At 44.3% G+C, this 20,981-nt stretch carries 17 protein-coding genes and 2 pseudogenes; 8 read left to right on the top strand and 11 right to left on the bottom strand.

The window, feature by feature from the left end:
• Nucleotides 1-71: 71 nt before the first annotated feature.
• Complete coding sequence (locus RAM70_RS00885) at nt 72-1,016, bottom strand: isoaspartyl peptidase/L-asparaginase (RefSeq protein WP_002783758.1); 945 nt, start codon at nt 1,014-1,016, stop codon at nt 72-74.
• Between the two features lie 1,183 nt (nt 1,017-2,199).
• Here RAM70_RS00885 and RAM70_RS00880 point away from each other — a divergent pair.
• Nucleotides 2,200-2,580 (top strand): DUF1830 domain-containing protein, encoded by a 381-nt coding sequence (locus tag RAM70_RS00880; protein WP_312671972.1) that lies wholly within the window; start codon nt 2,200-2,202, stop codon nt 2,578-2,580.
• 8 nt (nt 2,581-2,588) lie between these two features.
• Here RAM70_RS00880 and RAM70_RS00875 read toward each other — a convergent pair whose 3' ends face one another.
• Complete coding sequence (locus RAM70_RS00875) at nt 2,589-5,216, bottom strand: chloride channel protein (protein WP_312671971.1); 2,628 nt, start codon at nt 5,214-5,216, stop codon at nt 2,589-2,591.
• An 824-nt stretch (nt 5,217-6,040) separates the two neighbouring features.
• Between RAM70_RS00875 and RAM70_RS00870 the strand changes: the two genes are divergently transcribed.
• Entirely contained in the window at nt 6,041-6,811 is a 771-nt protein-coding gene (locus RAM70_RS00870; RefSeq protein ID WP_045360194.1) for a sirohydrochlorin chelatase, read from the top strand.
• Nucleotides 6,808-7,272, top strand: coding sequence for a 2-amino-4-hydroxy-6-hydroxymethyldihydropteridine diphosphokinase (gene folK, locus RAM70_RS00865; protein ID WP_312675765.1), 465 nt, complete (start codon nt 6,808-6,810; stop codon nt 7,270-7,272). Before RAM70_RS00870 ends, folK begins: the two co-directional genes overlap by 4 nt.
• Nucleotides 7,273-7,411: 139 nt before the next feature.
• On the opposite strand, the gene RAM70_RS00860 is transcribed toward folK, so the two are convergent.
• Complete coding sequence (locus tag RAM70_RS00860) at nt 7,412-8,599, bottom strand: RNA-guided endonuclease InsQ/TnpB family protein (protein WP_312671970.1); 1,188 nt, start codon at nt 8,597-8,599, stop codon at nt 7,412-7,414.
• Nucleotides 8,600-8,914: 315 nt separating this feature from the next.
• On the opposite strand from RAM70_RS00860, the gene RAM70_RS00855 reads away from it, so the two are divergent.
• Nucleotides 8,915-10,228, top strand: a complete 1,314-nt coding sequence (locus RAM70_RS00855; RefSeq protein ID WP_312671969.1) for a cytosine deaminase — start codon at nt 8,915-8,917, stop codon at nt 10,226-10,228.
• Here the strand turns inward: RAM70_RS00855 and RAM70_RS00850 are convergent.
• Entirely contained in the window at nt 10,205-10,546 is a 342-nt protein-coding gene (locus tag RAM70_RS00850; protein WP_045360200.1) for a DUF952 domain-containing protein, read from the bottom strand. The genes RAM70_RS00855 and RAM70_RS00850 overlap by 24 nt on opposite strands.
• Before the next feature lie 235 nt (nt 10,547-10,781).
• On the opposite strand from RAM70_RS00850, the gene RAM70_RS00845 reads away from it, so the two are divergent.
• Nucleotides 10,782-11,777 (top strand): L-lactate dehydrogenase, encoded by a 996-nt coding sequence (locus tag RAM70_RS00845; RefSeq protein ID WP_045360202.1) that lies wholly within the window; start codon nt 10,782-10,784, stop codon nt 11,775-11,777.
• A gap of 371 nt (nt 11,778-12,148) precedes the next feature.
• Nucleotides 12,149-12,508 carry a hypothetical protein gene (locus RAM70_RS00840; protein WP_312671968.1) on the top strand — a complete coding sequence of 120 codons (360 nt, stop codon included), beginning with the start codon at nt 12,149-12,151 and terminating at the stop codon, nt 12,506-12,508.
• 126 nt (nt 12,509-12,634) lie between these two features.
• On the opposite strand, the gene RAM70_RS00835 is transcribed toward RAM70_RS00840, so the two are convergent.
• Together RAM70_RS00835 and RAM70_RS00830 are read right to left on the bottom strand one after the other, a co-directional pair.
• Nucleotides 12,635-13,048, bottom strand: a complete 414-nt coding sequence (locus RAM70_RS00835) for a pepsin/retropepsin-like aspartic protease family protein (protein ID WP_045360206.1) — start codon at nt 13,046-13,048, stop codon at nt 12,635-12,637.
• Nucleotides 13,041-13,262 (bottom strand): hypothetical protein, encoded by a 222-nt coding sequence (locus RAM70_RS00830; protein WP_002755098.1) that lies wholly within the window; start codon nt 13,260-13,262, stop codon nt 13,041-13,043. The genes RAM70_RS00835 and RAM70_RS00830 overlap by 8 nt, the downstream gene beginning before the upstream one ends.
• Nucleotides 13,263-13,494: 232 nt before the next feature.
• Between RAM70_RS00830 and RAM70_RS00825 the strand changes: the two genes are divergently transcribed.
• Entirely contained in the window at nt 13,495-14,250 is a 756-nt protein-coding gene (locus RAM70_RS00825; RefSeq protein WP_045360207.1) for a hypothetical protein, read from the top strand.
• A 147-nt stretch (nt 14,251-14,397) separates the two neighbouring features.
• Here RAM70_RS00825 and RAM70_RS00820 read toward each other — a convergent pair whose 3' ends face one another.
• The 5 genes and pseudogenes from RAM70_RS00820 to RAM70_RS00800 all read right to left on the bottom strand — a co-directional run.
• Nucleotides 14,398-15,666: a glycosyltransferase gene (locus tag RAM70_RS00820; RefSeq protein WP_045360209.1), complete on the bottom strand. Its 1,269-nt coding sequence runs from the start codon at nt 15,664-15,666 to the stop codon at nt 14,398-14,400.
• A complete protein-coding gene (locus RAM70_RS00815; protein WP_190381183.1) occupies nt 15,666-17,408 on the bottom strand; it encodes an ABC transporter substrate-binding protein in 1,743 nt (580 codons plus the stop codon). Before RAM70_RS00815 ends, RAM70_RS00820 begins: the two co-directional genes overlap by 1 nt.
• A gap of 198 nt (nt 17,409-17,606) precedes the next feature.
• Nucleotides 17,607-18,746, bottom strand: coding sequence for a citrate synthase (locus RAM70_RS00810; RefSeq protein ID WP_045360212.1), 1,140 nt, complete (start codon nt 18,744-18,746; stop codon nt 17,607-17,609).
• A 444-nt stretch (nt 18,747-19,190) separates the two neighbouring features.
• Nucleotides 19,191-19,694: pseudogene (locus RAM70_RS00805) on the bottom strand (Uma2 family endonuclease); the annotation flags it as partial.
• Nucleotides 19,695-19,798: 104 nt separating this feature from the next.
• Nucleotides 19,799-20,014 (bottom strand): annotated as a pseudogene (locus RAM70_RS00800) (Uma2 family endonuclease); the annotation flags it as partial.
• Nucleotides 20,015-20,572: 558 nt separating this feature from the next.
• Here RAM70_RS00800 and RAM70_RS00795 point away from each other — a divergent pair.
• The gene (locus tag RAM70_RS00795) at nt 20,573-20,968 is read left to right on the top strand and encodes a helix-turn-helix domain-containing protein (RefSeq protein WP_190381682.1); all 396 of its coding nucleotides are present in this window, start codon (nt 20,573-20,575) and stop codon (nt 20,966-20,968) included.
• Nucleotides 20,969-20,981: the final 13 nt, after the last annotated feature.

Below are 20,981 nucleotides of genomic sequence, written 5' to 3'. Positions count from 1 at the left end.
GGAGATTTTTCGAGAAGAAGTATCTTGTACAGATTAACCGAAAAGACTAGGCTCGATCGCGGTTTGTTCCACTATCCGACGGCTACATGACCGATTAAACCGACATTTTCACCGTGCCATTCTAGGGTATCACCGATCGCCTGACCGTCGTGATAGGCAGCCAAGAGAATTTCCGCCGTTTTCCCCCAAACAATATTCCCCTGACGATCAAGGGAAATCATGCCCAGATCCCGACCATTAGTTTGGGATTCGCGCATGGATTTCTCCACGGCAGCGGCGAGGGAAAAACCATCGGTGACGCGAATGACCACCTTAGCGGCTAAACACTCATCGATAATATCTTCCCCGACCCCCGTACAGCTTACTCCCGCCCATGGATTCGCATAATTGCCGGCCGGCATGGCACTGTCACTAACGCGACCGATTCTTTCTAATCCCTTCCCTCCGGTAGAAGTTCCGGCGGCGATGTCTCCTTGTTGATCAAGGGCCACTACCCCGATAGTTCCCCGTTGTGCTGACGAATCGGCGAATAAACGGGCCATTTTGCGATTAAAATTCGTCTTTCTTTCCTCCATCCATTCTTGAATCCGATAATCGGTGAGGGGATCATAGAGGGGAATTTGTAATTCTCTGGCCAGATCCGCGGCCCCAATTTCCGAGAGAATGCGATCCTCTTGACTTTGGAGAAATTGGGCGAGGCTAATGGGATTCTGTACCCGCGAGACGTTAATGACACCGCTTAAACGCTGGTGACGACCATCCATCAAGGCTGCACTCATTCGCACCTGACCGTCCGATTGCACCACTGAACCGGTCCCGGCATTAAATCGCGGTTCATCCTCCAGTAACATACATCCTTTTGTCACCGCTTCCACAGCACTAGCACCATTGTCAAGGAGATTGTAAATATTCTTAACAATCCCCCGGAGAGAATCGCGGACTGATTCTAAACCACCTTTGTCCTCTAGGGAACTCGCTCCCCCATGAATAATTAACTTCGGATTTACTCTGGTCATTATTGTCCCAACGTCACATTACCGATCGGATCTAAACTATCACGTTTAAGCTGTCCGCACATCTAAATTGGTCTATGGGAAGTGGGGTGTGGGGTGTGGGGTGTAGGGTGTGGGGTGTAGGGTGTAGGGTGTGGGGTGTGGGGTGTAGGGTGTGGGGTGTAGGGTGTGGGGTGTAGGGTGTGGGAAGAATAAATAAAAATAATCTCCTGAATCCTGAATCCTGACTCCTGACTCCTGACTCCTAACTCCTGAATCCTGACTCCTAACTCCTAACTCCTAACTCCTGAATCCTGACTTCTAACCCCATGGTAGATGTTGGATTTTTGCAGGAGTCCTATTTTCCGACAAAGATAAGCAAAAATTATTGATTGACTCCAAAAACTTGAGAATATTTAAATTAACATTCCGCAATATTTATAAATTCTTAAGAATTAATTGAGAAAGATTTTTATTTAACAACGATGTTACAATGGTTACAGCGATTTTACTGAATTTCATAATGGGTTTTTCTGTGCTTTTTTGGGCAGCAACGGTTGAAACCCTTGCCACACCTAGAAGGTGATCCTAATTAAGACGGGTAAATCAGTCAATTTCACGCACAACGATGATCTTTTTTTTGTGTAGTTTTATTGCAAAAAAAAAGTTTTTTTGACAAAAAGCACAAAGTATGATAAGAACCCAATGGATTTCTGGCTGCGAGTAGTTATTGCAGAGTGGGGAGAAGGGAGCAGCGAGCAGGGGAGAAAAAAGCGTTCGACAAAAGCTCACGCGGCGGTTCGACGGATTCGACAAGCTCACCGTCCACAGGCTCACCGTCCGCTCGACAAAAGCTCGCCGAACGTCCGAAGTCTGACGGCTGATGGCTAAAAAGCTGATGGCTAACTTGACAAAAATTACCTCGGTTTCTATAATCCTGAAACCGTCAATAAAATTCAGCGATAAATAGCTGGGCAGAAAATCAAGAAAAACAGCAAAAAAACGCAGTTACCCCCTTGACAAATAGATAAAACTAGGCATTAGTTAAATTTAATGATTTTTTAATAAAAACCGCTTTCTATCACCAGAAAAAGCGATCGGTAGATTTTTATCAAAGTATTGTAATCATCTTTACAACTATCGGGGATCAAAGGATGTTAGGGTGAAGGAGCGATGACAAACCCACTTTAAGATCACCCCAATTGCTATGGCACAAATTCTCGATCCCCTCCCCAACGGCAAGAAAAATAGTATTCTTTGTTGCTATGTCAATGCGACCAGTCATATTCAAATTGTTCGCATCACCAATATTGCTAACTGGTATTTTGAAAGGGTGGTTTTCCCTGGGCAGCGTTTAGTATTTGAGACCCTAGGGGAAGCTTTCTTAGAGATTCATACGGGTATGATGGCCAGTGCCATCCTTTCCGATAACATCCCCTGTGAGCGCCTTTATATCGGCGATGGGGATGACGATGACTCCGATGGTCAACTAGACGGGGAAATATTCTACCCCCATTCCCTAGAGGAAAGTCAAGGGGCGAAAATTGACAATACCGTACCCTTCGGTTTAAGTTTAGCTTCCGCCTAGCTAATAAACTAATCTGATAATTCCCCTCGCACGAGAATCACAGTGCAATTAACGGCACGGGCAATCGTCGAGGGGATATTGCCATTTAATAACTGATTGAGCAGACTCTCTCTAGATGCACCCAAAAGCACCAAGGAACAATCTTCCGATTCTACCAGATTAATTACCGCCTCGGCCGGAGAGGCCGAACGAATCGGTAAAGGCACGACTGGCTGTGCGATCGCTTTTTGTAAAGATGCTTGTAAAACTTCCAAAGTGGACAGATCTGGCAGTAACTCCGTCGGAGAATAGATTTTACATAACCAAAGTTTGGGATAGTCCGAGGACTCGGACAAAGACAGCAAACTAGGCAATAATGCTAAAGCGCGTTGGGCATTCGGACCGCCGGCGGTGGGAATCAGCCAAATCCTTTCCCGATTAGGATCGTTGGGAAAACAATCCTTTGTTCCCAATTTTACCAAGATGGTTTCACAGGGAGCTTGAGCAATCAGAGTATCGACTAAAAACCCAAAAATCGCCCCAGTGGTGGATTTTTCCCCCGTCCAACCCATAATTAATAAATTGCTGTGTCGTTCGCCAATCGTGGCCAAAATCCCGTCGGCGATATCCTGAACAACGGAAATTTGTGTATGAACAGAGATATTCTGCTGTCGGGCTAATCTTTCCAGACGATGAAGTAATTTGCGTCCTTCCCGCGTATCTACCCTGACTTCCGCCGGAGAACTAAGACGAGGCACAGTAATCATATAGAGACAATCTATCTCATAATTGCGTTGACGGGCGACAGCGGCGGCAATTTTAAACAAAGCGGTAGCGGTGTCGGGATTGGCAATAGGTAATAAGATCCGGCCCGTTCCCACGGCTGGGGAACGAGTTTGATAAACCACATAGGAAGGGGTACTGCGTTGGGGCAGTTGACAAACTCCCCCCAATTGATCGGCTTCCACCCGGATAATATCGGTACGGGTGATAATCCCCACCAGTTTTTGACCATCGGTAACGGGTAAACGGGAAAGCTGATAGCGATTTAAGAGAAATAAAACATCGCTTAAAGCTGCCTGGGGGGCCACAGTAATCGGATTGGGAGTCATCATCTCTCGTAGGACTGTTTGATTGTTTTTCGATCGCCATTTATCCAGATCACTTTGGGTAAAAATCCCCAATAGTCGCCCCTGATCCACCACGGGAAAACCGCGATGATGGGAACGGGACATAATTTTCACCACTTCCCCCAGGGGTAAATCTGCCGCCAGAATTTCCACCTGCGATTGCATCACATCTATAGCCGACAGATGGGCCAACACATCATTAGAAGGGGTTTCTTCGTTGAGAATAATACCACTAGCGGAAAGTAAATGCTGATAGAGGGAACCGGGGTGAATGCTTTCGGCAGTGATATAAGAAACGGCACAGGTCAACATCAGGGGCAGCACAATATTAAAATTGCGATGCAGTTCAAAGACAATCACGATCGCCGTTACCGGAACCCTGACTACTCCCGTAAAAAAAGCCCCCATACCGGCTAAAGTATAACTAGGTTCGCTGCCGAAACCCATCATTTTCGTCTCGATTCCCCCCACCAGAAACCCCAAACAGGATCCCAACACCAAAGCGGGGGCGAGGAGTCCTCCAGGGGCGCCGGAACTATAGGAGATCATCGTCAGGAAAAAATAGACCACAAAAGCGAGGGCGGTATTCTGCCAACTTAATTCCCCTGCCAGCAAAAATTCGCGTAAACCGGTATTATCTCGAAAAAAGTCGGGTAAAAAAGCCACCACCGTTCCCGATAAGCAACTGACCAGACCGATGCGCCAAGCTAAAGATAACCGCCAACGCCGCTGCAGCTGACTACAAAAAAGGATGCCTTGATTGAATAAAGCCCCCAATAAGCCCGCTAAAACCCCCAAAAGGCAATAAATGGGTATTTCTTGGGCAGAGAAGCTAATATTGGCATATTCAGTGATGATCGAGGGGGTATTCTGCAGCATCATCGAAACCACGGCCCCGGTAAAGGAAGCCACAATCGCCGTTTCTAGGGTCATACTGGAGACATCGCGCATTAATTCCTCGATCACAAAGAGGACCCCGGCGATGGGAGTAGTAAAACCGGCCGCTAACCCCGCAGCCGCCCCGGCTGCGATCATCTGACGACGGTGATCGGGACTGGTGGGCAGCCAGACGCTTAATTGGGCCGCTAGGGCTGCCCCGATGTGTACCGTGGGGGCCCGACGACCAAGGGTTAAACCACCGCCAAGGATCAGGATCGCCCCGATCATTTTTACGAGGGCGACGCGCCAAGACAGGGGCAAAGGGTATTTAGCTAGGGCTGCTTTTACTTGGGGAATACCCCCCCCGGCGGCTGCGGGGGAGAAGTGTTCGACAATCCAGCCGGCGCTGTAACCAAGCAGAAAACCGCCGAGGGGCAAAACTAGGAAAGGAGAGGAATTGGCTACTAGATGCACCCGCCAACCACCTAACCAACCGATGCCCAATTTCAGGATAATAGCGGCAAGGGCGGAGAGAATTCCGATTAAACAGGCGACCAGTAAAGCATAGCGACTATCGGTCGCGCTACGTCCGAAGTGTTGGGATTTGAACCACTGACGGAGGTTTTGGTAACGGGCAAAAAGTCCCATAATAATGAGGGAGAATCAAGGCAATGGCGGGGCGAGGATTTTTTTAGGGTTCTGATTCCTCGTCTCTTTAATCATAGGCCGTTAAGTTCTGTAACCGTTCACCTTGTTGTTACCAGTGGACCGAATAGTAGTTTTTCGATCGATGGGTTAGGATCAAAGGTTGTCGCTGTCTTTTTAAAAAAGAAGCGTAAAATAGTCGGCGGACAGCTGCCGCTAACCTGACTTGATTTTAAGGTTCTAATGACAATTTCTTGATCAGTAAATAAAGATAAATATTAGCAGATGAATTACGTTAGTTAAACTTGACTAACTTCAACTTTATTTACTTTTTATGATGATGAGAACAAAACTATTAATTAGATAGGATTTGCTGAATAAATCTAAAAACCTTGTTGGATAAGATGTGGGTTGATTTGCTCACACTTCACATCGCGTAAAATGGTAGTGCTTGGGGCTAGTGGGTAGGGTCGTTTCATTCTCTGAAATGTCATTCTCTCAAATCCTTATCTGGCAACGTTTTTAGTCGATTTCTCGGAAATACATATCTGAAAATTTTTCAAAACGTCGTGCTTTGTAGGTTGATTCATGAATCAACCTACTATGAGAGCAAAAACCTGTACTTCCCTGCTCCCTAGCTTACCTCATAAGCGATTAAGGGTAGCAAAAAAAAGAATTAGATTCGGAGAATGAATCAGCCCTAGGCTAGTGGGGGCCTTTCTGCTTGCCAATCCAGATAGGCTAAATGGAGAATATCAAGGGCATTTATGCCTAAAGGGAGACAAAATATATTAGGCTAAAAGCTAAACTATTTTGGCAAGATTTCTTTGAAGACCTCCTCAGCCTACTTATTGGTTTTCCACGGTAGTCGCGATCCGCGTCCAGCCCTGGCGGTGACACGATTAGCAGCCTTAGTTCAAGAAAAAATTAGTCAACCCGCCGAAAGATTGGCGAGTAAATCGGAGTTTAGCCGATCTATAGCGGTTCTAGAAGCAGATAATCGGGTATTAGTAGGGACTGCCGCCCTAGAATTAGCGATAACACCTCTCCATCAACAAATAGAAGCTTTTGCCCAACAAGCGCAAAGCCAAGGATGTAACCGGTTGCAGATTATCCCCCTGTTTCTCCTGTCGGGGGTTCACGTTAAAGAAGATATTCCCGCAGCCGTGGCCAAAGTGCGATCGCCGATTGAGCTAGAGTTAAAGCCCCATTTAGGCAGTTATCAGGGCATAAAATCGCTGTTATCCCGACAATTGGCTGATTTAAGCCCGCAAAAACCCATTTTACTGTCCCACGGTAGTCGTCGCCCTGGCGGTAATCGGGAGGTGGAAAACCTAGCGGCGTTTTTTGGGGCAATTACAGCTTATTGGTCGATAGAACCGAGTTTATCCCGACAAATCGAGATTTTAATCGCTCAAGGTAGCCAAACAATCCCTATACTGCCCTATTTCCTCTTTGCCGGTGGAATTACGGCCGCGATCGAAGCCCAAGTTTTTGAACTATCACAAAAGCATCCAAATGTCAATATATTTTTAGGTAAATCTTTGGGGGCGACGGGGGAATTAGCCGAGATTATTGTTGAGGAAGGATGTGGATGAAGCGGGCAGCGATCGCTCTGGGCAGTAATTTAGGAGATTCAGCGACAATTTTAGGGCAAGCTTTAGGGGAATTAGAGCGAGTCAAAGGAATTAAACTAGAAGCTCATTCCCAATGGTATCAAACCGCGGCCGTCGGGCCGCCTCAGCCCGATTATCTCAACGGTTGCGCCATTGTGCAAGTGGATTTATCGCCCCTAGATTTACTGGATAAATTATTAGAAATCGAGCAGTTATTCGGGAGAGTTCGACGGGAAAGATGGGGACCGCGTACCCTCGATTTAGACTTAATATTTTATGATGACCTGATCTTAGAAACGCCCGAATTACAGATACCCCATCCCCGCTGCCGAGAACGGGCCTTTGTACTGCTTCCCCTGGCAGAAATTGCCCGCGATTGGCGAGATCCTGTAACTGGAAAAACTGTCCTTCAGTTATTGGGGGAATTGGGATTGGGAGAGTAGGGTGTCAATGAACCTGCGGGAGTCCCGACCCGAGGGCGTAGCGGGATAGGCACGATTTGGGTTTCTGTTTCTTGACATCCTCACCGCCGTGAACGGACGGTGATTCCCAAACCTCACGATTTAGGCTTCGGCCGTGAGCTCAGCCGAACGGTTTCTGTTTCTTTCCCGAAGGATTTTTCGCACCTGCCTTAACAGATTTACTCTGTTCTGGTCTTATAGTCGCTCCACAGACTGACACCGCAAGCCCTGCGGCCAAAATATTTTTACTGGCGTTAATATCTCGGTCATGGTGAGTCCCACAGTCTGGACAGTCCCACTCTCGAACATTTAACGGCATTTTCTCAGCAATATACCCGCAATTACTACACCTTTTAGAGCTAGGAAACCATCTATCTATTTCGATGTAGTTTCTCCCATACCAACGGCATTTATAGGCTAATTGTCGGGTAATTTCTCCCCAGCTTACATCAGATATTGCCTGAGATAATTTCGGGTTTTTGACCATATTCTTGACGGCTAAATTCTCAACCACAATCGTTTGGTTTTCACGAACTAATTGAGTGGTTAGCTTATGTAAATGGTCTTTTCTGCTATCGGTGATTTGAGCGTAAATCTTGGCTACTTTGATTCTTGCTTTTTCCCGATTTTTTGACCCTTTCTGTTTTCTAGAAAGATTTTTCGATGCTCTTCGCAGTCTCCGATAATGCTTTTTAAAATGCTTAGGATTAGATACTTTGTCACCATCGCTGGTAATCACAAGGCTACTAATTCCTAAGTCAATTCCGATGGCTTTATCTGTTACTGGTAAAGGCTTAATCGTTGGGTCATCAAATCTTATTGAGATATGCCAACGTCCAGAAGGATGTAATCTGACTGTTACTGTGCTTGGTTCACAGCTTTCTGGTATTTGTCTTGACCATCGAATAGGTAAAGGTTCTGTGCATTTGGCTAAATAGATTTGTTTGTCTTTAAATTTAAAGGCTGATTTGGTAAATTCGGCACTTCCTCCTTGATGTTTTTTCTTAAAGTTAGGATACTTAGTACGACCAGCAAAGAAGTTAGTAAAAGCTGTTTGTAAATGTCTTAACCCTTGTTGTAAAGGTACACAGCTAACTTCGTTTAAAAACTCTAATTCTTCTTGCTTTTTCCAATCAGTTAGCATTGAAGAAGTTTGAGCGTAGCCTACTCTTTCTTGCTTTTCGTACCAAGCTTGTGTTCGTTCGTGGAGAGCTTTGTTGTAAACTAATCTTACACAGCCCAAAGTGCGCCGCAATAGCGACTCTTGTTCGGGTGTGGGGTAAAATCGAAACGAATAGGCTTTTTCCATACCTCACAGCATATATTTCGTAAACGATGCTCATATTTAACAGTAAAGCCGTCGTAGAACGACGGGGTTTCAGACCCAAAATTTTCGATGAGACCTCCGGCAAAAGTAAGTTCTCGAGCCGCTATCAGGTCAAAATATCCAAAAACTCAGATAAATTTGATATGATCTTAGGTTTTATGGATATTATGCTTGTCTCTTGTCTTTTTTCTCCTCCTGTCTCCTATCTGCTGTTTCCTCACCTAAGGTCAGATTTTTGATTTTTGCAGAAAATCTATTGTCGTCGTCAAACTACGGGTTTCAGACCCAAAAATTTCAATGATTCCCTCAAGCAAGCGCTACTGGCTCAAAAATGCCCATATTCCCGTTTCCCTCCTAGAAAATGAGAGTTTCTCTCCCCAAACCGCCGAGGGATTAACCTTAGTTAATCTGGAAATTAATGACGGTAACATTAATCGCATCACCTCAACCATCCCCCCCGAAGATAATATTCCCGTTATCGACCTCAAAAAAAAGATTGTTTTTCCTTGCTTTATCGATATGCACACCCATCTCGATAAAGGTCATAGTTGGCATCGTTGTCCTAACCGTGATGGCACTTTTGACAACGCCTTAAAAATGGCCCTAGAGGATTCCCGACGGGAGTGGCGCTTAGAGGATGTGTATCGTCGCATGGAATTTGGCGTTAAATGCAGTTATGCCCACGGAACCGCCGCTATTCGCACCCATATCGACTCTTTTGGTCAACAGGCACAGATTAGCTTAACCGCTTTGGCAGAATTGCAACGACAATGGGCCGGTAAAATCACCCTGCAAGCGGTTTCTCTAGTTTCCCTTGACTATTATCAAACCTCCGAGGGAGCGGCCTTAGCCGATAAAATAGCCGAATTTGGGGGCATATTAGGGGGAGTAGCCTACACAAATCCCGATTTACAGGCACAAATTGATATTACCTTCAAATTAGCCCAAGAAAGGGGTTTAAATCTCGATTTTCATCTGGATGAAAACGGCGACCCCGATTCTACCTGTTTAGCAGCGATCGCGCGTACTGCTATTAAAGAGCAATTTTCTGGACAAATCATCTGTGGTCACTGTTGCAGTTTAGCGGTACAATCCCCTGAAATAATCCAAGAAACCCTAAATTTAGTCAAAAATGCGGGCATTGCTATCGTTAGCTTGCCGATGTGCAATCTCTACCTACAGGATCGTCAAGAGGAAAAAACCCCTTTTTGGCGCGGGACAACTAAGGTAAAAGAGATGAAAAAAGCGGGAATTCCGGTGGCTTTTGCCAGTGATAACTGTCGCGATCCCTTTTATGGTTTTGGGGATCACGATGGTTTAGAAGTCTTTACCCAAGCGGTGCGGATTGCCCATCTCGACACACCCTACGCTGACTGGGTAAATAGTGTCACCCTCACCCCGGCAAATCTGCTCGGATTGCCCCATTTAGGGCGCATTAAGACGGGTCTAGAGGCAAATTTGTTAATTTTCAAGGCTCGCTACTTTAGCGAGCTATTATCGCGACCACAGTGGGATCGCCTCGTGATTCGGAGCGGGTTGAGCATCGATACTACTCTCCCCGATTACCAAGATTTAGATGATTTAGTTCTAGGAATTGAGCAACTCCTGTAAGGGTTTGACAAAAACCACCGATTCTAGGTTGATAGCACCGTAAATATGGGGAAAGGTCTCTTTTTCTAGCTCTGAAGTGGCATTTTCTGGGTTAGGATGCTGGGGCTGCTCCCATTTGACCGGGGACTGCAATTGTTCAGGAGAAATGGCTAAAACCAGCAAGTCTGGCTGATTTTGATAAAAAGCGGCCACAACTTTCGGAATTTGTTCTAAGGTGGAGCAATGGATAAATCCCTCATTTTTTAGGGAATACGCCCGATATTCCCCCATTTCACGAGCTATTTGCCAACCTCTTTCTGTAGTGATGTGATAGATCATCGGTTCGCCTCCTACTGTCACTTTATCCCTAATTTTAGGATATAGCCTGAAGCTGTCAGCGGCCCTCAATTCTCTTAAACTAGGGGTCAGGGAATAAAGACAAGAAATTTGTCCGACCAATTACCAGAAAAAAATTGCCGATAACGGCCTCAAAATCTGTTTATAGTCTCTTTTTACCTGATATTAACCTTTTCCCCTTAAAATGAGCTTACCGAGCCAGTAACTGCAAAAATCTATGCTAGATAAAATATTTACTCCCAATCCCTACGCTGAAAAACCCGCGCCGCTGCGTCCTCGCAAGGGGGTAATTATCGGTGTTGGTCAGGTGGGGATGGCCTGCGCTTACTCGATGTTAATTCAAGACTGTTTTGATGAATTAATTCTGCAAGATATCGCCACGGATAAAGTCGAAGGGGAAGTGATGGATTTAAGGCACGGAATGCCTTTTATTGAACCCACAGACTTGAAAATGGGAACCGTGGCCGATGTGGGACAAAATGCCGATGTGGTGATTATTACTGCCGGGGCTGCCCAAAAAGAGGGAGAAACCAGATTACATCTTCTTGAACGAAATGTGGCGATTTTTCGCCGTATTCTTGCGGATGTGGCTGTTTACTGCCCCAGTGCTTTGATTTTGGTGGTGAGTAATCCCGTCGATATCATGACCTATGTTACCCTGAAAATAACCCATTTTCCGCCCTCTAGGGTGATTGGTTCGGGTACGGTGCTAGATTCTGCCCGTTTACGCTCTCTTTTATCCACCCAACTCCATGTAGATGCGCGTAACGTCCACGCTTATATTATCGGTGAACACGGGGATAGTGAGCTTGCTGTGTGGAGTTCGGCTAATATCGGAGGAGCAAGGTTACTAGAAGGAGATTGGCAGGATTTAAGCGCAACCGACCAAGAAAGCTTAACAGAAATTTTTCTTCAGGTTAAAAACGCCGCCTATGAAATTATCAAACGCAAGGGTTATACTAGCTATGCGATCGGTTTAGCTACCACGGATATCGTTAAAGCGATTTTACGTTCCCAAGAAAGAATTCTGACTATTAGCACTCTCCTTGATGGTCAATACGGTCTCAAAGATGTGTGTTTAAGTATTCCCTCGGTGGTTAATGAGAAAGGAGTGATTAAAACTCTGAATCTTGCTCTCAGTCCCAGAGAAACCCAACAGTTACATAATTCGGCCAAAATTATGCGCGATTTAATCGATCAACTCAAAATTTAACTTAGGGTTGGCTGAATAAATCTAAAAACATTGTTGGGTAAGATTTTTAGATTTTTCTGCCCTGAAAAAGTGCCGAACATAAGAGCGATTGGGGGCAAAATTTTGGCACTTTTTCCCCGAAAATTAGGTAATTGTGGGGTGGACTGAAGCAATTAGTGCTAGACCCGCCGAAAAGTCTATTTTATTGCAGCTTGTTGTTAGGAATCTACTTAAAAGAGGTTGTTGGCATTGCGCTAATCTGGCTAATATGCTCTTGGTTATGATATGGGTAAAAGTTCTGGCGATGGCCCTAAAATGGGGTGATATGCCGACTGGGTGAACGGCAGCGTTAGGCCCACAAAGCAATTACCCCTGAACCACAGGAGAAATAAATGGAGACAGATGAAGTTATCGCTCTTCTAGATAAGCATAAATACATAGTTGAGTCATACGTACTCGTTCGAGAATTGGAAATCTTCCTAAATGTAGGAGTAGACGACTTTCATCCCAAAATTAGAATCAAGATTTGGAAAAGTAGCGTAAATTCAAGGGAGCCATTTCACTTTACAGTCAGTCATAACGTACATACGCCAACACAATTTGACCCATATTATCCATCAGTAACTCAGGCAGTAACTGAGTCACAAGCAATTCACAGTGCTATCTCAGCAATCACAAAGTTCTTGGTTAGTGCGATTGACGGAGGTCATGAACCAAGTGACGACTGGCTAGTTCCAAATAAACATTTTTAACTCATGTTAATTTGAGAATATAAAAGCGATCGCTTTTGGGTAATTGCGATGCCGAAGGCACTGCGTAGCAGTACGCCGCTCTGGTAGTTAATGAAATGTAACGCACCTCTTTTTTCTCTAGTCAAACTATTTTTGACTAATCTCGAATGCTAAGTCGTATCTGTAAAAACAGACATCAAAGGCAAGAAAGAAGTTCATCTGTCCTAGTATTAGCGGCGCATATTTATCTTGTGTCCAAGCAAAGGCTAAATCTACGGCGGGGAATTGCTCAACAGTGGCTTTAACAACCAATGCACGAGCTTCAAATCTAGCTAGATTACCTCCTAATGGCAGAGATAGCCTTTGGTTTTCCCAGACTGCACCTAAAGCTAAACCCATTTCATAGGGCAACACATTAACACTAGAGCCAGTATCCAAGAGACCCGAAACATTCAAGGATTGACTTTGATAAGTTAATGTCAATGGTAAATAAGGAAGCGCACTTAATGCCCCAAGACTAGAATCTACCTCGGTGAAAGCAAATCTTACCTTATTAGCCATGAGTCAATTCTTGTTTCTCTTTTAATGCTTGAGCAAGAATGGCGGCAGCCTCAAAAGAGTCATGTAAACCTTGTCTAGGGAGATCATCTTCAATAGACATCGGTACAATACCAGAATCCTTGAGCAACTCGGCTACAAGAAAGTTAAGTAATAAGAGCTTATCGGAGTAAGACAATTGCTTTAGCAGGGGCGCAAATTGAGTAGTTGTCAGCATGGATTCAAGAAAGTTACGGATTTTGACTTTCTGCACTTTGTCTGAGTATAACACCACCTTTGCGCTAATCCCTGCCCCAAAAGCAGGCTAACTTTGCCGTTGGACAGAAATCACAGAAATGTTCAATCTAATCTTTATAGTTCTTCGGTTTGTGTTAGGCCATGGACGGGGTTATAACAGCAAACCCTAATTAGCGATAAAATGGCTGTGATCTTCCAATTTGACCTGTTATATGACTAATCGCTTAGAAGTTGAGTCGGCTATTAAGCAACTGCCAGAGAGTGAAGTCCGCGCCCTGGCAAACTGGCTTCAAGACTATCTTGATGAGATGTGGGATAGACAAATTGAAGCGGACCTAGCATCGGGAAAATTAGATCGCCTCAGCGCTCAGGCGGAAGAGGATATGGCAACCAACAACGTCAGAGATCTCGATTTACCATTAATCATGGATGAACCGATAGATATTGAAGTAGTTAGGACTGAAGCACTAAGAAAGCTGGGTAGAAATATAGTTAATTTTTCAAAGATTGAAGGTATTTTAAAGTATCTACTTTCAGTGACTCAGATCGAGGGATTATCAACATCAACTCGTAACCAGTTGGTTGACAATTATGAGAGCTTTCGTAAGGACACATTAGGTCGCCTAGTTTGGAAATTACATGACACTGTGCTGGTGGATGATAGTCAGTCTGAAGCTCAACTAGACTCTTCTGAGTTAGGTATGTCTTTGTCATTTAAGGTTTCCTATAGTGACTCAGATTTCTTAAATGCTCAGAAACAGGCTCTCTTAGACATTGTGGCGGAACGAAACAAGTTGATTCATGAATATTTAGCGCCACTGGATACTAGCTCTATAGAAGACTATTACAAGTTAATCAGTCTTTTAGATGAACAAAACCCTCGATTATTAGCTCATCTTGAAGAGCTTGGGTGGATGCTAACCTCATGTATAGAGTTAGTAAAAGACCTTCAATCATTCATTAAATGACCAGACTTTCACCAGTTTATACACTCTAGCCAATCCGATGCCTAACAAGTGCGTGTATAGGGAACGGCGGCAGACACTATCGGTTATGATGCAGACAGTTGGTCACATCCTGTCCGCAGGAAAAACTTTTTCAGCAGACCCTAGCCATTATACCGATAGGACGGGTTGGCCAGTAGAAATGGCTTTTTCGACGATATCGGCGGCCATTTTCACTCCTCCAGTCTTCTGTAGTGCTTTTTGCATTCTCAGGGCATTTTCTCGGTAACTGGGGACGGATAAGACCTTTTCAATCGCCTTTCGTAAACGGGGAGCTTCTAGACGGGAAATCGGAATCACTTCCCCTGTCCCCGACCATTTTATCCGAGCAGATACCCCCGGTTGGTCGTTAGCGATGGGAATGGCCACCATCGGTACAGCTTGGGCAAGGGATTCTAGGGTAGTATTTAAGCCTGCGTGGGTGATAGTAAGAGAGGCTCTGGTTAAAAGCTCTAATTGGGGAGCGTAGGGAACAACTAGGGCGTTTTTTGTCGTTATTTGAATGTTAGAGTCGGTGTTGCCCAAGGATAAAACTAATTGTACCGGCAAATCGGCACAGGCTTCGGCGATCGCATTAAAGGCCGATTGTAGGCGATTTTGAATTGTACCGAGGGAAGCATAAATCAAGGGTTGTCCGGTTAATTTTTCGTAGGGAAAAGGAATCGTTTTTCTGGTGGAGGAATCGTGAAAGGGACCAGTAAAGTGGAAGTGAGCGGGTAAATTTGACCGAGGAAACTCGAATTCGGCGGGTTGTTGGCTAATTTGGGCAAGGGGGGAATAGCGTTGATTGATGTTTTGATAGGGAATTAACCCCCATTCTTGACGCTGCCGGTTGATTAACTCATTCAGGGGACGAGTCAGAGAGTCAAGGAGTTTATAGCCAAGTTTATTGCGAATAACCCCGATAAATGAGGGATTATAGTCCCAACTGGTCATAAAGGGCGGAATAAGCGGATCGCGATTTAAAACCAATGCCGAACAAAAACTGATAAAGGGAATAGCCAATTTTTCTGCGATTGTACCCCCTGAGGCGGAGACTTGATCGACAATTAGGGCATCAATTCCCAAGCGACGCATCTCTTCAGGGATAGTTTCAAAGAGGGCAGCGGTAGAATCACTTACTAATTGTACCGTGCGACGGACGGCGGCTGTTCCCTGTAATTGACCAATTTCGGCTAAAATTTTGGCTGATGTGCCTTTCGGATATTGGTCGGGTGCAATTGCCTGAAAATCTAACCCGGCTGCTTGCACCATTTCTTCATCATCAAGAGTTAAAAAACAGGTAACTTTATGACCGCGTTTTTGTAATTCTTTTCCTAAAGGTAGGAGAGAATAAATATGTCCAGAAGTTGTAGGACAAAGGATGCCAAAATGAGTCATTAAACACCTCCACAGGTTTTCTTTAATTCTTCTAGATTCCAGAATGCACCACCCAAGGCGGAGAATTGTATTCCTTCAAAGCAGTTACGCACGGCCCCCAAAGCGAGGGGATTGACAAGATAAATAAACGGGACGTATTCCTGTTGAAGTTGTTGAATTTCATTATAGATAACTTTGCGCTTCTCAAAGTCTAATTCTTGGGAACCTTTGACGTATAAATCGGCGATTTTTTTCTCCCAATCCGCCGCTTGCCAGCCTTGAATTGGCGGGCTGCCGGGTTGAGGTTGTTGGTTAAAAGCGTGGAGATTTCCATCTACATACCAAATATTGGGGGCGTGGGGTTCGTTATCGCCGGTAAAACCTAAAATATGGGACTCCCAATCTAGACTATTACTTAGTTTATCAACTAAATTGCTAAAAGCGATCGCTTGAAAATCCACTTGAATTCCTATGGCGGCTAAATCATTTTTAATTTGTGCGCCTATTGCTTCCCGGATTTTGTTACCCGCGTTAGTAATCAGGTTAAATCTAACGGGATTATTATCGGCATCGACTAGGAGATTATCACTATTATACTTAAATCCGGCCTCTAATAATAATTCTTTGGCTTTTTCGGGATTATAATCGTAACCTTTCAGGGTTTGATCGTAAAAAGGCGATTGGATAGAAAGAAAAGAATTTTGTTCTTGTCCTAACCCTCGATAGATATCATCAATCATTCTTTGACGATTAATGCCGTAGGCAATAGCTTGACGGAAATTTAAGTTATTAAACCACCTGGATTTAATCGGACTTACTAGGGGTTTTCCGTCGCGTTTGCCTTGGTTGAGATTAAAACTGATAAATTGGGTTCCGTAGGCAGGTCCCCCGTTAAAAATCGTGAAATTTCCTCTTTCTTCTTCGGTTTTTAATAGGGAGAAAAATTCGGGAGTTACCGCAATAGAATCTAAACTTCCCGAACGAAATTGTAGTAAAGTTGTATCCTGAGATTCAACAATTGCCCAAATTACTGAAGTTATATGAGGTAATTGTTGTCCCTGAGCATCTTTTTTCCAATAGTAAGGGTTATTCTCAAAAATAATCCTTTGTCCCGTTATATATTCTTTTAGTTTATAAGCACCGTTAAAAACAATTTTATCGGGAGGAGTATCTAACCCCCAAGTGGAGAGAAATTCTAACCTACCATCGGGGCTTTTTTTCTGAATAGTTTTTTCTAAAGCGTGTTTAGGTAAAATCGGTGAACTGACAGCATCTAAAAAAGGAGCAAAAGGTTCGGGGAGTTTAAATTCGATTCTGCGATTATCTAGTTTAGTGATAACTGGAAATTCTTTTTTTAATCCTATTCTTAAACTATCGCGGTAGTTGTTAGGAATATCAGGATTTAGATATAAGTCTTTATAGGTAAAAACCACGTCATCAACGCTTAAGGGTTGACCATCCGACCATTTTAAACCCGCTCTGATAGTAAAAATAATGCTCAAATTATCATCGGAAATTGTCCAAGATTCTGCCAAGACCGGTTCTTTTTTGCCAGTAATGGGATTTTCTGTTAATAGTCCTTCGTAGGTTAAACCAAAAATATTCGGGGATTCGGCCGATAAAACAGCATTAAAGGTTTTTGGGTCACTTAATACCGATATGACCACTTGATTGCGTCTAACTTGATTACCACAAGCAGTTAGGGAAATCAGCAATAAACAAGAAATTAAAAATACCGTTAATCCCCGCCAAAATTTCACCATAATCTTTAATATTTTTCTGTCTGACTACCTAGAAGTAAAGACCTTGTCTGACTATATACACCGAAACTGACCAAGGGGAAAGCCGCTGGACTGTTTCCTTGCCCCATCAATATAACAGGAAATGAGACAAAAAATCTCGCCTAGGAAAGATTGACAAAGGCGAGAAACCGTGTTTCCATCAAGAATGGGAGATAAAATCTAAGAACGTTGTTCGATCGGTGTATAGGGGATATCGTGTAGTCCGGTGTAGATTTGGGTAGGACGGAAAATGCGGTTAGCATTTAATTGTTCTTTCCAGTGGGCTAACCAACCGGCCACCCGGGAGATGGCAAAAATCGGGGTAAATAAATCACTGGGGATGCCTAATTTCCGATAGACCAATCCCGAATAGAAATCCACATTAGGATAGATACCTTTTTCGCCGTAGATATCCACCATTGCCTGTTCTAATTCTAGGGCTATATCGTAGTATTCATCGGAACCTAATTCCGCGAATAATTGTTCGGCAAGATTTTGTAAAATCGTCGCCCGGGGATCCTTAACTTTATATACCCGGTGTCCAAAACCCATAACTTTTTGTTTATTAGCGATACATTTTTCCACATAGGGACGAACATTAGCCACCGAACCGATTTCCTCTAACATTAACAATACTTCCTCGTTTGCCCCACCGTGGAGGGGGCCGGCGAGAGTTCCCACTGCTGAAGCGATGACACCGTAGGGGTCGGTTAAAGTGGAGGCCGTGACCATGGCCGAAAAAGTCGAGGCATTCATGGTATGTTCGGCGTGGAGAGTCAAACAGACATCGAAAACTTTCGCCGCTAAATCCGTTGGTCGTCTTTCCGTCAACATATAGAGGAAATTGGCCGCATAATCAAGACTATCGTTGGGCTGAATGGGATGATTACCTTTGCGAATTAATTGAAACGCCGCCACCATGGTGGGGATTTTCGCTAATAGCCGGACTACTGCCTGACGGATATATTCGGGATTATCCAAAGCCCGACGGGCATAGTATAACCCCAAAGCCGCCGCCGAAGTTTGTAGCGCATCCATGGGATGGCCTTTTTCGGGGAAGCATTTCATCATGTCTTCGATACGGTACTTGATGCGTCGATGATAACGGATTTCATCGGCAAATTCTTCCAGTTCCGCCGCCGTGGGCAGAACACCCCAGATAAGGAGATAGGCGGTTTCGAGGAAGGTACTTTTTTCGGCGAGTTCCTCAATCCGAATGCCCCGATACTCTAAGATTCCCTTTTGCCCATCCACAAAGCTGATACTCGATTGGGCGGCGGGAATTCCTTCTAAACCTGGCCGATATTCACAAACTGTCATAGTTCTACCTTTCCGTGGCGAAGATTAAGCCCTAACGCTAACTTACTTGATCTTTCCACCCTTACCGAAATTTTATAGAAATTCTTCGGTTCTGCCTCTCCTGTTCAGGATTGGGGAGAAGTGGACGGAAATTACCCCTATTTAGCGATTGCTTCGTCGATTTAGTCCAACCCTGCCCTAGCGCATTTTTTCTGGGCTTACTGTTGCGACTCTAGCTAGAGGACTTGATATTTATCTACTTTTATTGTAGCGAGACTATCTCGATCGATTGAGTCGATCAATAATTTTTTTTAAGTTTCTTCGGGATTAAGTAGTCGTGCAAAATTAATTTCCTAGTCGAGACAGGAGACGGTCGTCAGGAGACGGTCGTCAGGAGACGGGAGACGGGAGACGGGAGACGGGAGACGGGAGACAGCTATTAGGGATCGGATTTGAGTTTTCAGTTCACTGTTTCCTCACACCAGAAGTCTGACGGAGTAGTGGCTTAGATGTGTAATTAATTTTGCTTAGGTACTTAATATTTAACTCCCGCAGTTTTGCCGCCAATCGTTCGGCCCGTTTTCGTTCCGCTTCGGCCCGTTGTCGTTCCGCTTCGGCCCGTTGTCGTTCTTGGTTGTAACTGGTGAAAGGTTGACCATCGGGATAATACAAGAGTAACTCTGGTTCGGCCAATTGAAAACGAATGCCCAAGCGAGGACTGACCCAATTATCGAGATTTTCCAGACTTTCGAGGCGATTTTCCCGACGAATACAGCCGCCCAAATCATTTTTATCGGGATTATAAATGTAGTATTCTTCCACGCCATAACGGTCATAAAACAGTAGTTTTCTGGTTATTTCCGTTTGGGTATTACCCGGAGAGAGAATTTCAAAAACCACTTGCGGGGGGATATTTTCTTCTTGCCACTGTTGATAGGAACCTCTTTCCCCTTTCGGTCTGCCAAAAGCTAAGTAGTCGTGCAAAATAAATTTCCTAGTGAAGAAAGGCAAAAGGCACTCTTGCAAGAGGCAAGGGGGGGTTAGATATGTGTAATTAATTTTGCTTAGGTACTTACCATGACATCGGGTGCTTGCCGAGTTTTATTATCTCCCTCCACGGGATACCAGAGTAAATCACCGGCGACAAAAACATAGGCATCATTGGCAAATAACCAGTCTAAATTCGCTTTAATCGTCGTAATCCAGCGAAATTGTCTTGTATTGTCGGCCATCGGTTTCCCGTCGCTATCGGGATAGACTATCTGAGTTGGATTCGGTGATGTAACCATAGGTTCACCCCAGTTGTTTCTTTAAGACTAACAGCAAAAACCATTCCCCGATCGTTAGCCATCCCGCTTCCGTCTTGACTACCCGATCACCTATCGCTAGAGCTTGCCAAAACCCCGCTATCTTATCATAGTTCAGTTCGATCGATCAGATTTTTTAATTAGTTTTGCTGATGAATAAAAAAAAATAATAAACGGGACTTATAACTATTCGCCTCTACAATCTAAGCATCAGCCCTAACCGGTGCTAGATTTTCTGACATCCAAGCCTGATTAATGGTTTTGGTGTCTCTAGGCGTAGTTTTCTCCAGCATTCGCCTATTTATCAACTCTATCTAACTCGAACTAGGTTTCGGGCGGATATTCCCTATCGACTCTGTACTATCCTTCTGTCGACCGTCTCCTATCTCGGAGTCTCCTCACCTAACAGAAGATTTTTGATTTTTGCAGAAGCTCTAGTGTAGCTCAAGCAGTAAGACTGAATGTCAATGCTCAGTCAAATATAGAGCCTTTCTCACAAATATGAAGTATAATGTTATCGATAGCTAAATTGCACAAAAAATGAAATCCTATCCAGTAGAGTTCCGTCAAAAAATTCTAGACTGTTATTATAACGAGCCGATCTCCCAGCGTCAATTAGCGAAAAGATTCTGCGTAACCTTAAGTTTCGTCCAAAAGCTTTTGAAACAATCTCGGGAAACGGGAGATATTCGACCGAAAACTTATCGATGTGGACGTCATTTAAAACTCACGCCAGAACAAATGATCGCCCTCGGCGAGTTAATTGAAGAAAATAATGACGCAACTCTAGCCGAACTATCGGAACTATTCTGGCAAAGAACTGGTATAGTTTTAAGTGTAGCGACAGTGGCAAGAATGGCTGAACGCTTGAGAATGACCCGCCCAAAAAACTCTACACCCTCCCGAAAAAGAGCCGGAAAGAGTACAAAAACTTAGACAAGAATACAAA

Origin of the sequence: Microcystis wesenbergii NRERC-220 (genome assembly GCF_032027425.1) — a bacterium.
Classification (GTDB): domain Bacteria; phylum Cyanobacteriota; class Cyanobacteriia; order Cyanobacteriales; family Microcystaceae; genus Microcystis; species Microcystis wesenbergii_A.
This window is presented reverse-complemented; position numbering and strand designations above follow the sequence as displayed.

Coding starts and splice junctions, on each gene's coding strand:
- RAM70_RS00885 (WP_002783758.1), bottom strand. CDS start 1,016: ATGACCAGAGTAAATCCGAAGTTAATTATTCATGGGGGAGCGAGTTCC.
- RAM70_RS00880 (WP_312671972.1), top strand. CDS start 2,200: ATGGCACAAATTCTCGATCCCCTCCCCAACGGCAAGAAAAATAGTATT.
- RAM70_RS00875 (WP_312671971.1), bottom strand. CDS start 5,216: ATGGGACTTTTTGCCCGTTACCAAAACCTCCGTCAGTGGTTCAAATCC.
- folK (WP_312675765.1), top strand. CDS start 6,808: ATGAAGCGGGCAGCGATCGCTCTGGGCAGTAATTTAGGAGATTCAGCG.
- RAM70_RS00860 (WP_312671970.1), bottom strand. CDS start 8,599: ATGGAAAAAGCCTATTCGTTTCGATTTTACCCCACACCCGAACAAGAG.
- RAM70_RS00855 (WP_312671969.1), top strand. CDS start 8,915: ATGATTCCCTCAAGCAAGCGCTACTGGCTCAAAAATGCCCATATTCCC.
- RAM70_RS00850 (WP_045360200.1), bottom strand. CDS start 10,546: ATGATCTATCACATCACTACAGAAAGAGGTTGGCAAATAGCTCGTGAA.
- RAM70_RS00845 (WP_045360202.1), top strand. CDS start 10,782: ATGCTAGATAAAATATTTACTCCCAATCCCTACGCTGAAAAACCCGCG.
- RAM70_RS00840 (WP_312671968.1), top strand. CDS start 12,149: ATGGAGACAGATGAAGTTATCGCTCTTCTAGATAAGCATAAATACATA.
- RAM70_RS00835 (WP_045360206.1), bottom strand. CDS start 13,048: ATGGCTAATAAGGTAAGATTTGCTTTCACCGAGGTAGATTCTAGTCTT.
- RAM70_RS00830 (WP_002755098.1), bottom strand. CDS start 13,262: ATGCTGACAACTACTCAATTTGCGCCCCTGCTAAAGCAATTGTCTTAC.
- RAM70_RS00825 (WP_045360207.1), top strand. CDS start 13,495: ATGACTAATCGCTTAGAAGTTGAGTCGGCTATTAAGCAACTGCCAGAG.
- RAM70_RS00820 (WP_045360209.1), bottom strand. CDS start 15,666: ATGACTCATTTTGGCATCCTTTGTCCTACAACTTCTGGACATATTTAT.
- RAM70_RS00815 (WP_190381183.1), bottom strand. CDS start 17,408: ATGGTGAAATTTTGGCGGGGATTAACGGTATTTTTAATTTCTTGTTTA.
- RAM70_RS00810 (WP_045360212.1), bottom strand. CDS start 18,746: ATGACAGTTTGTGAATATCGGCCAGGTTTAGAAGGAATTCCCGCCGCC.
- RAM70_RS00795 (WP_190381682.1), top strand. CDS start 20,573: ATGAAATCCTATCCAGTAGAGTTCCGTCAAAAAATTCTAGACTGTTAT.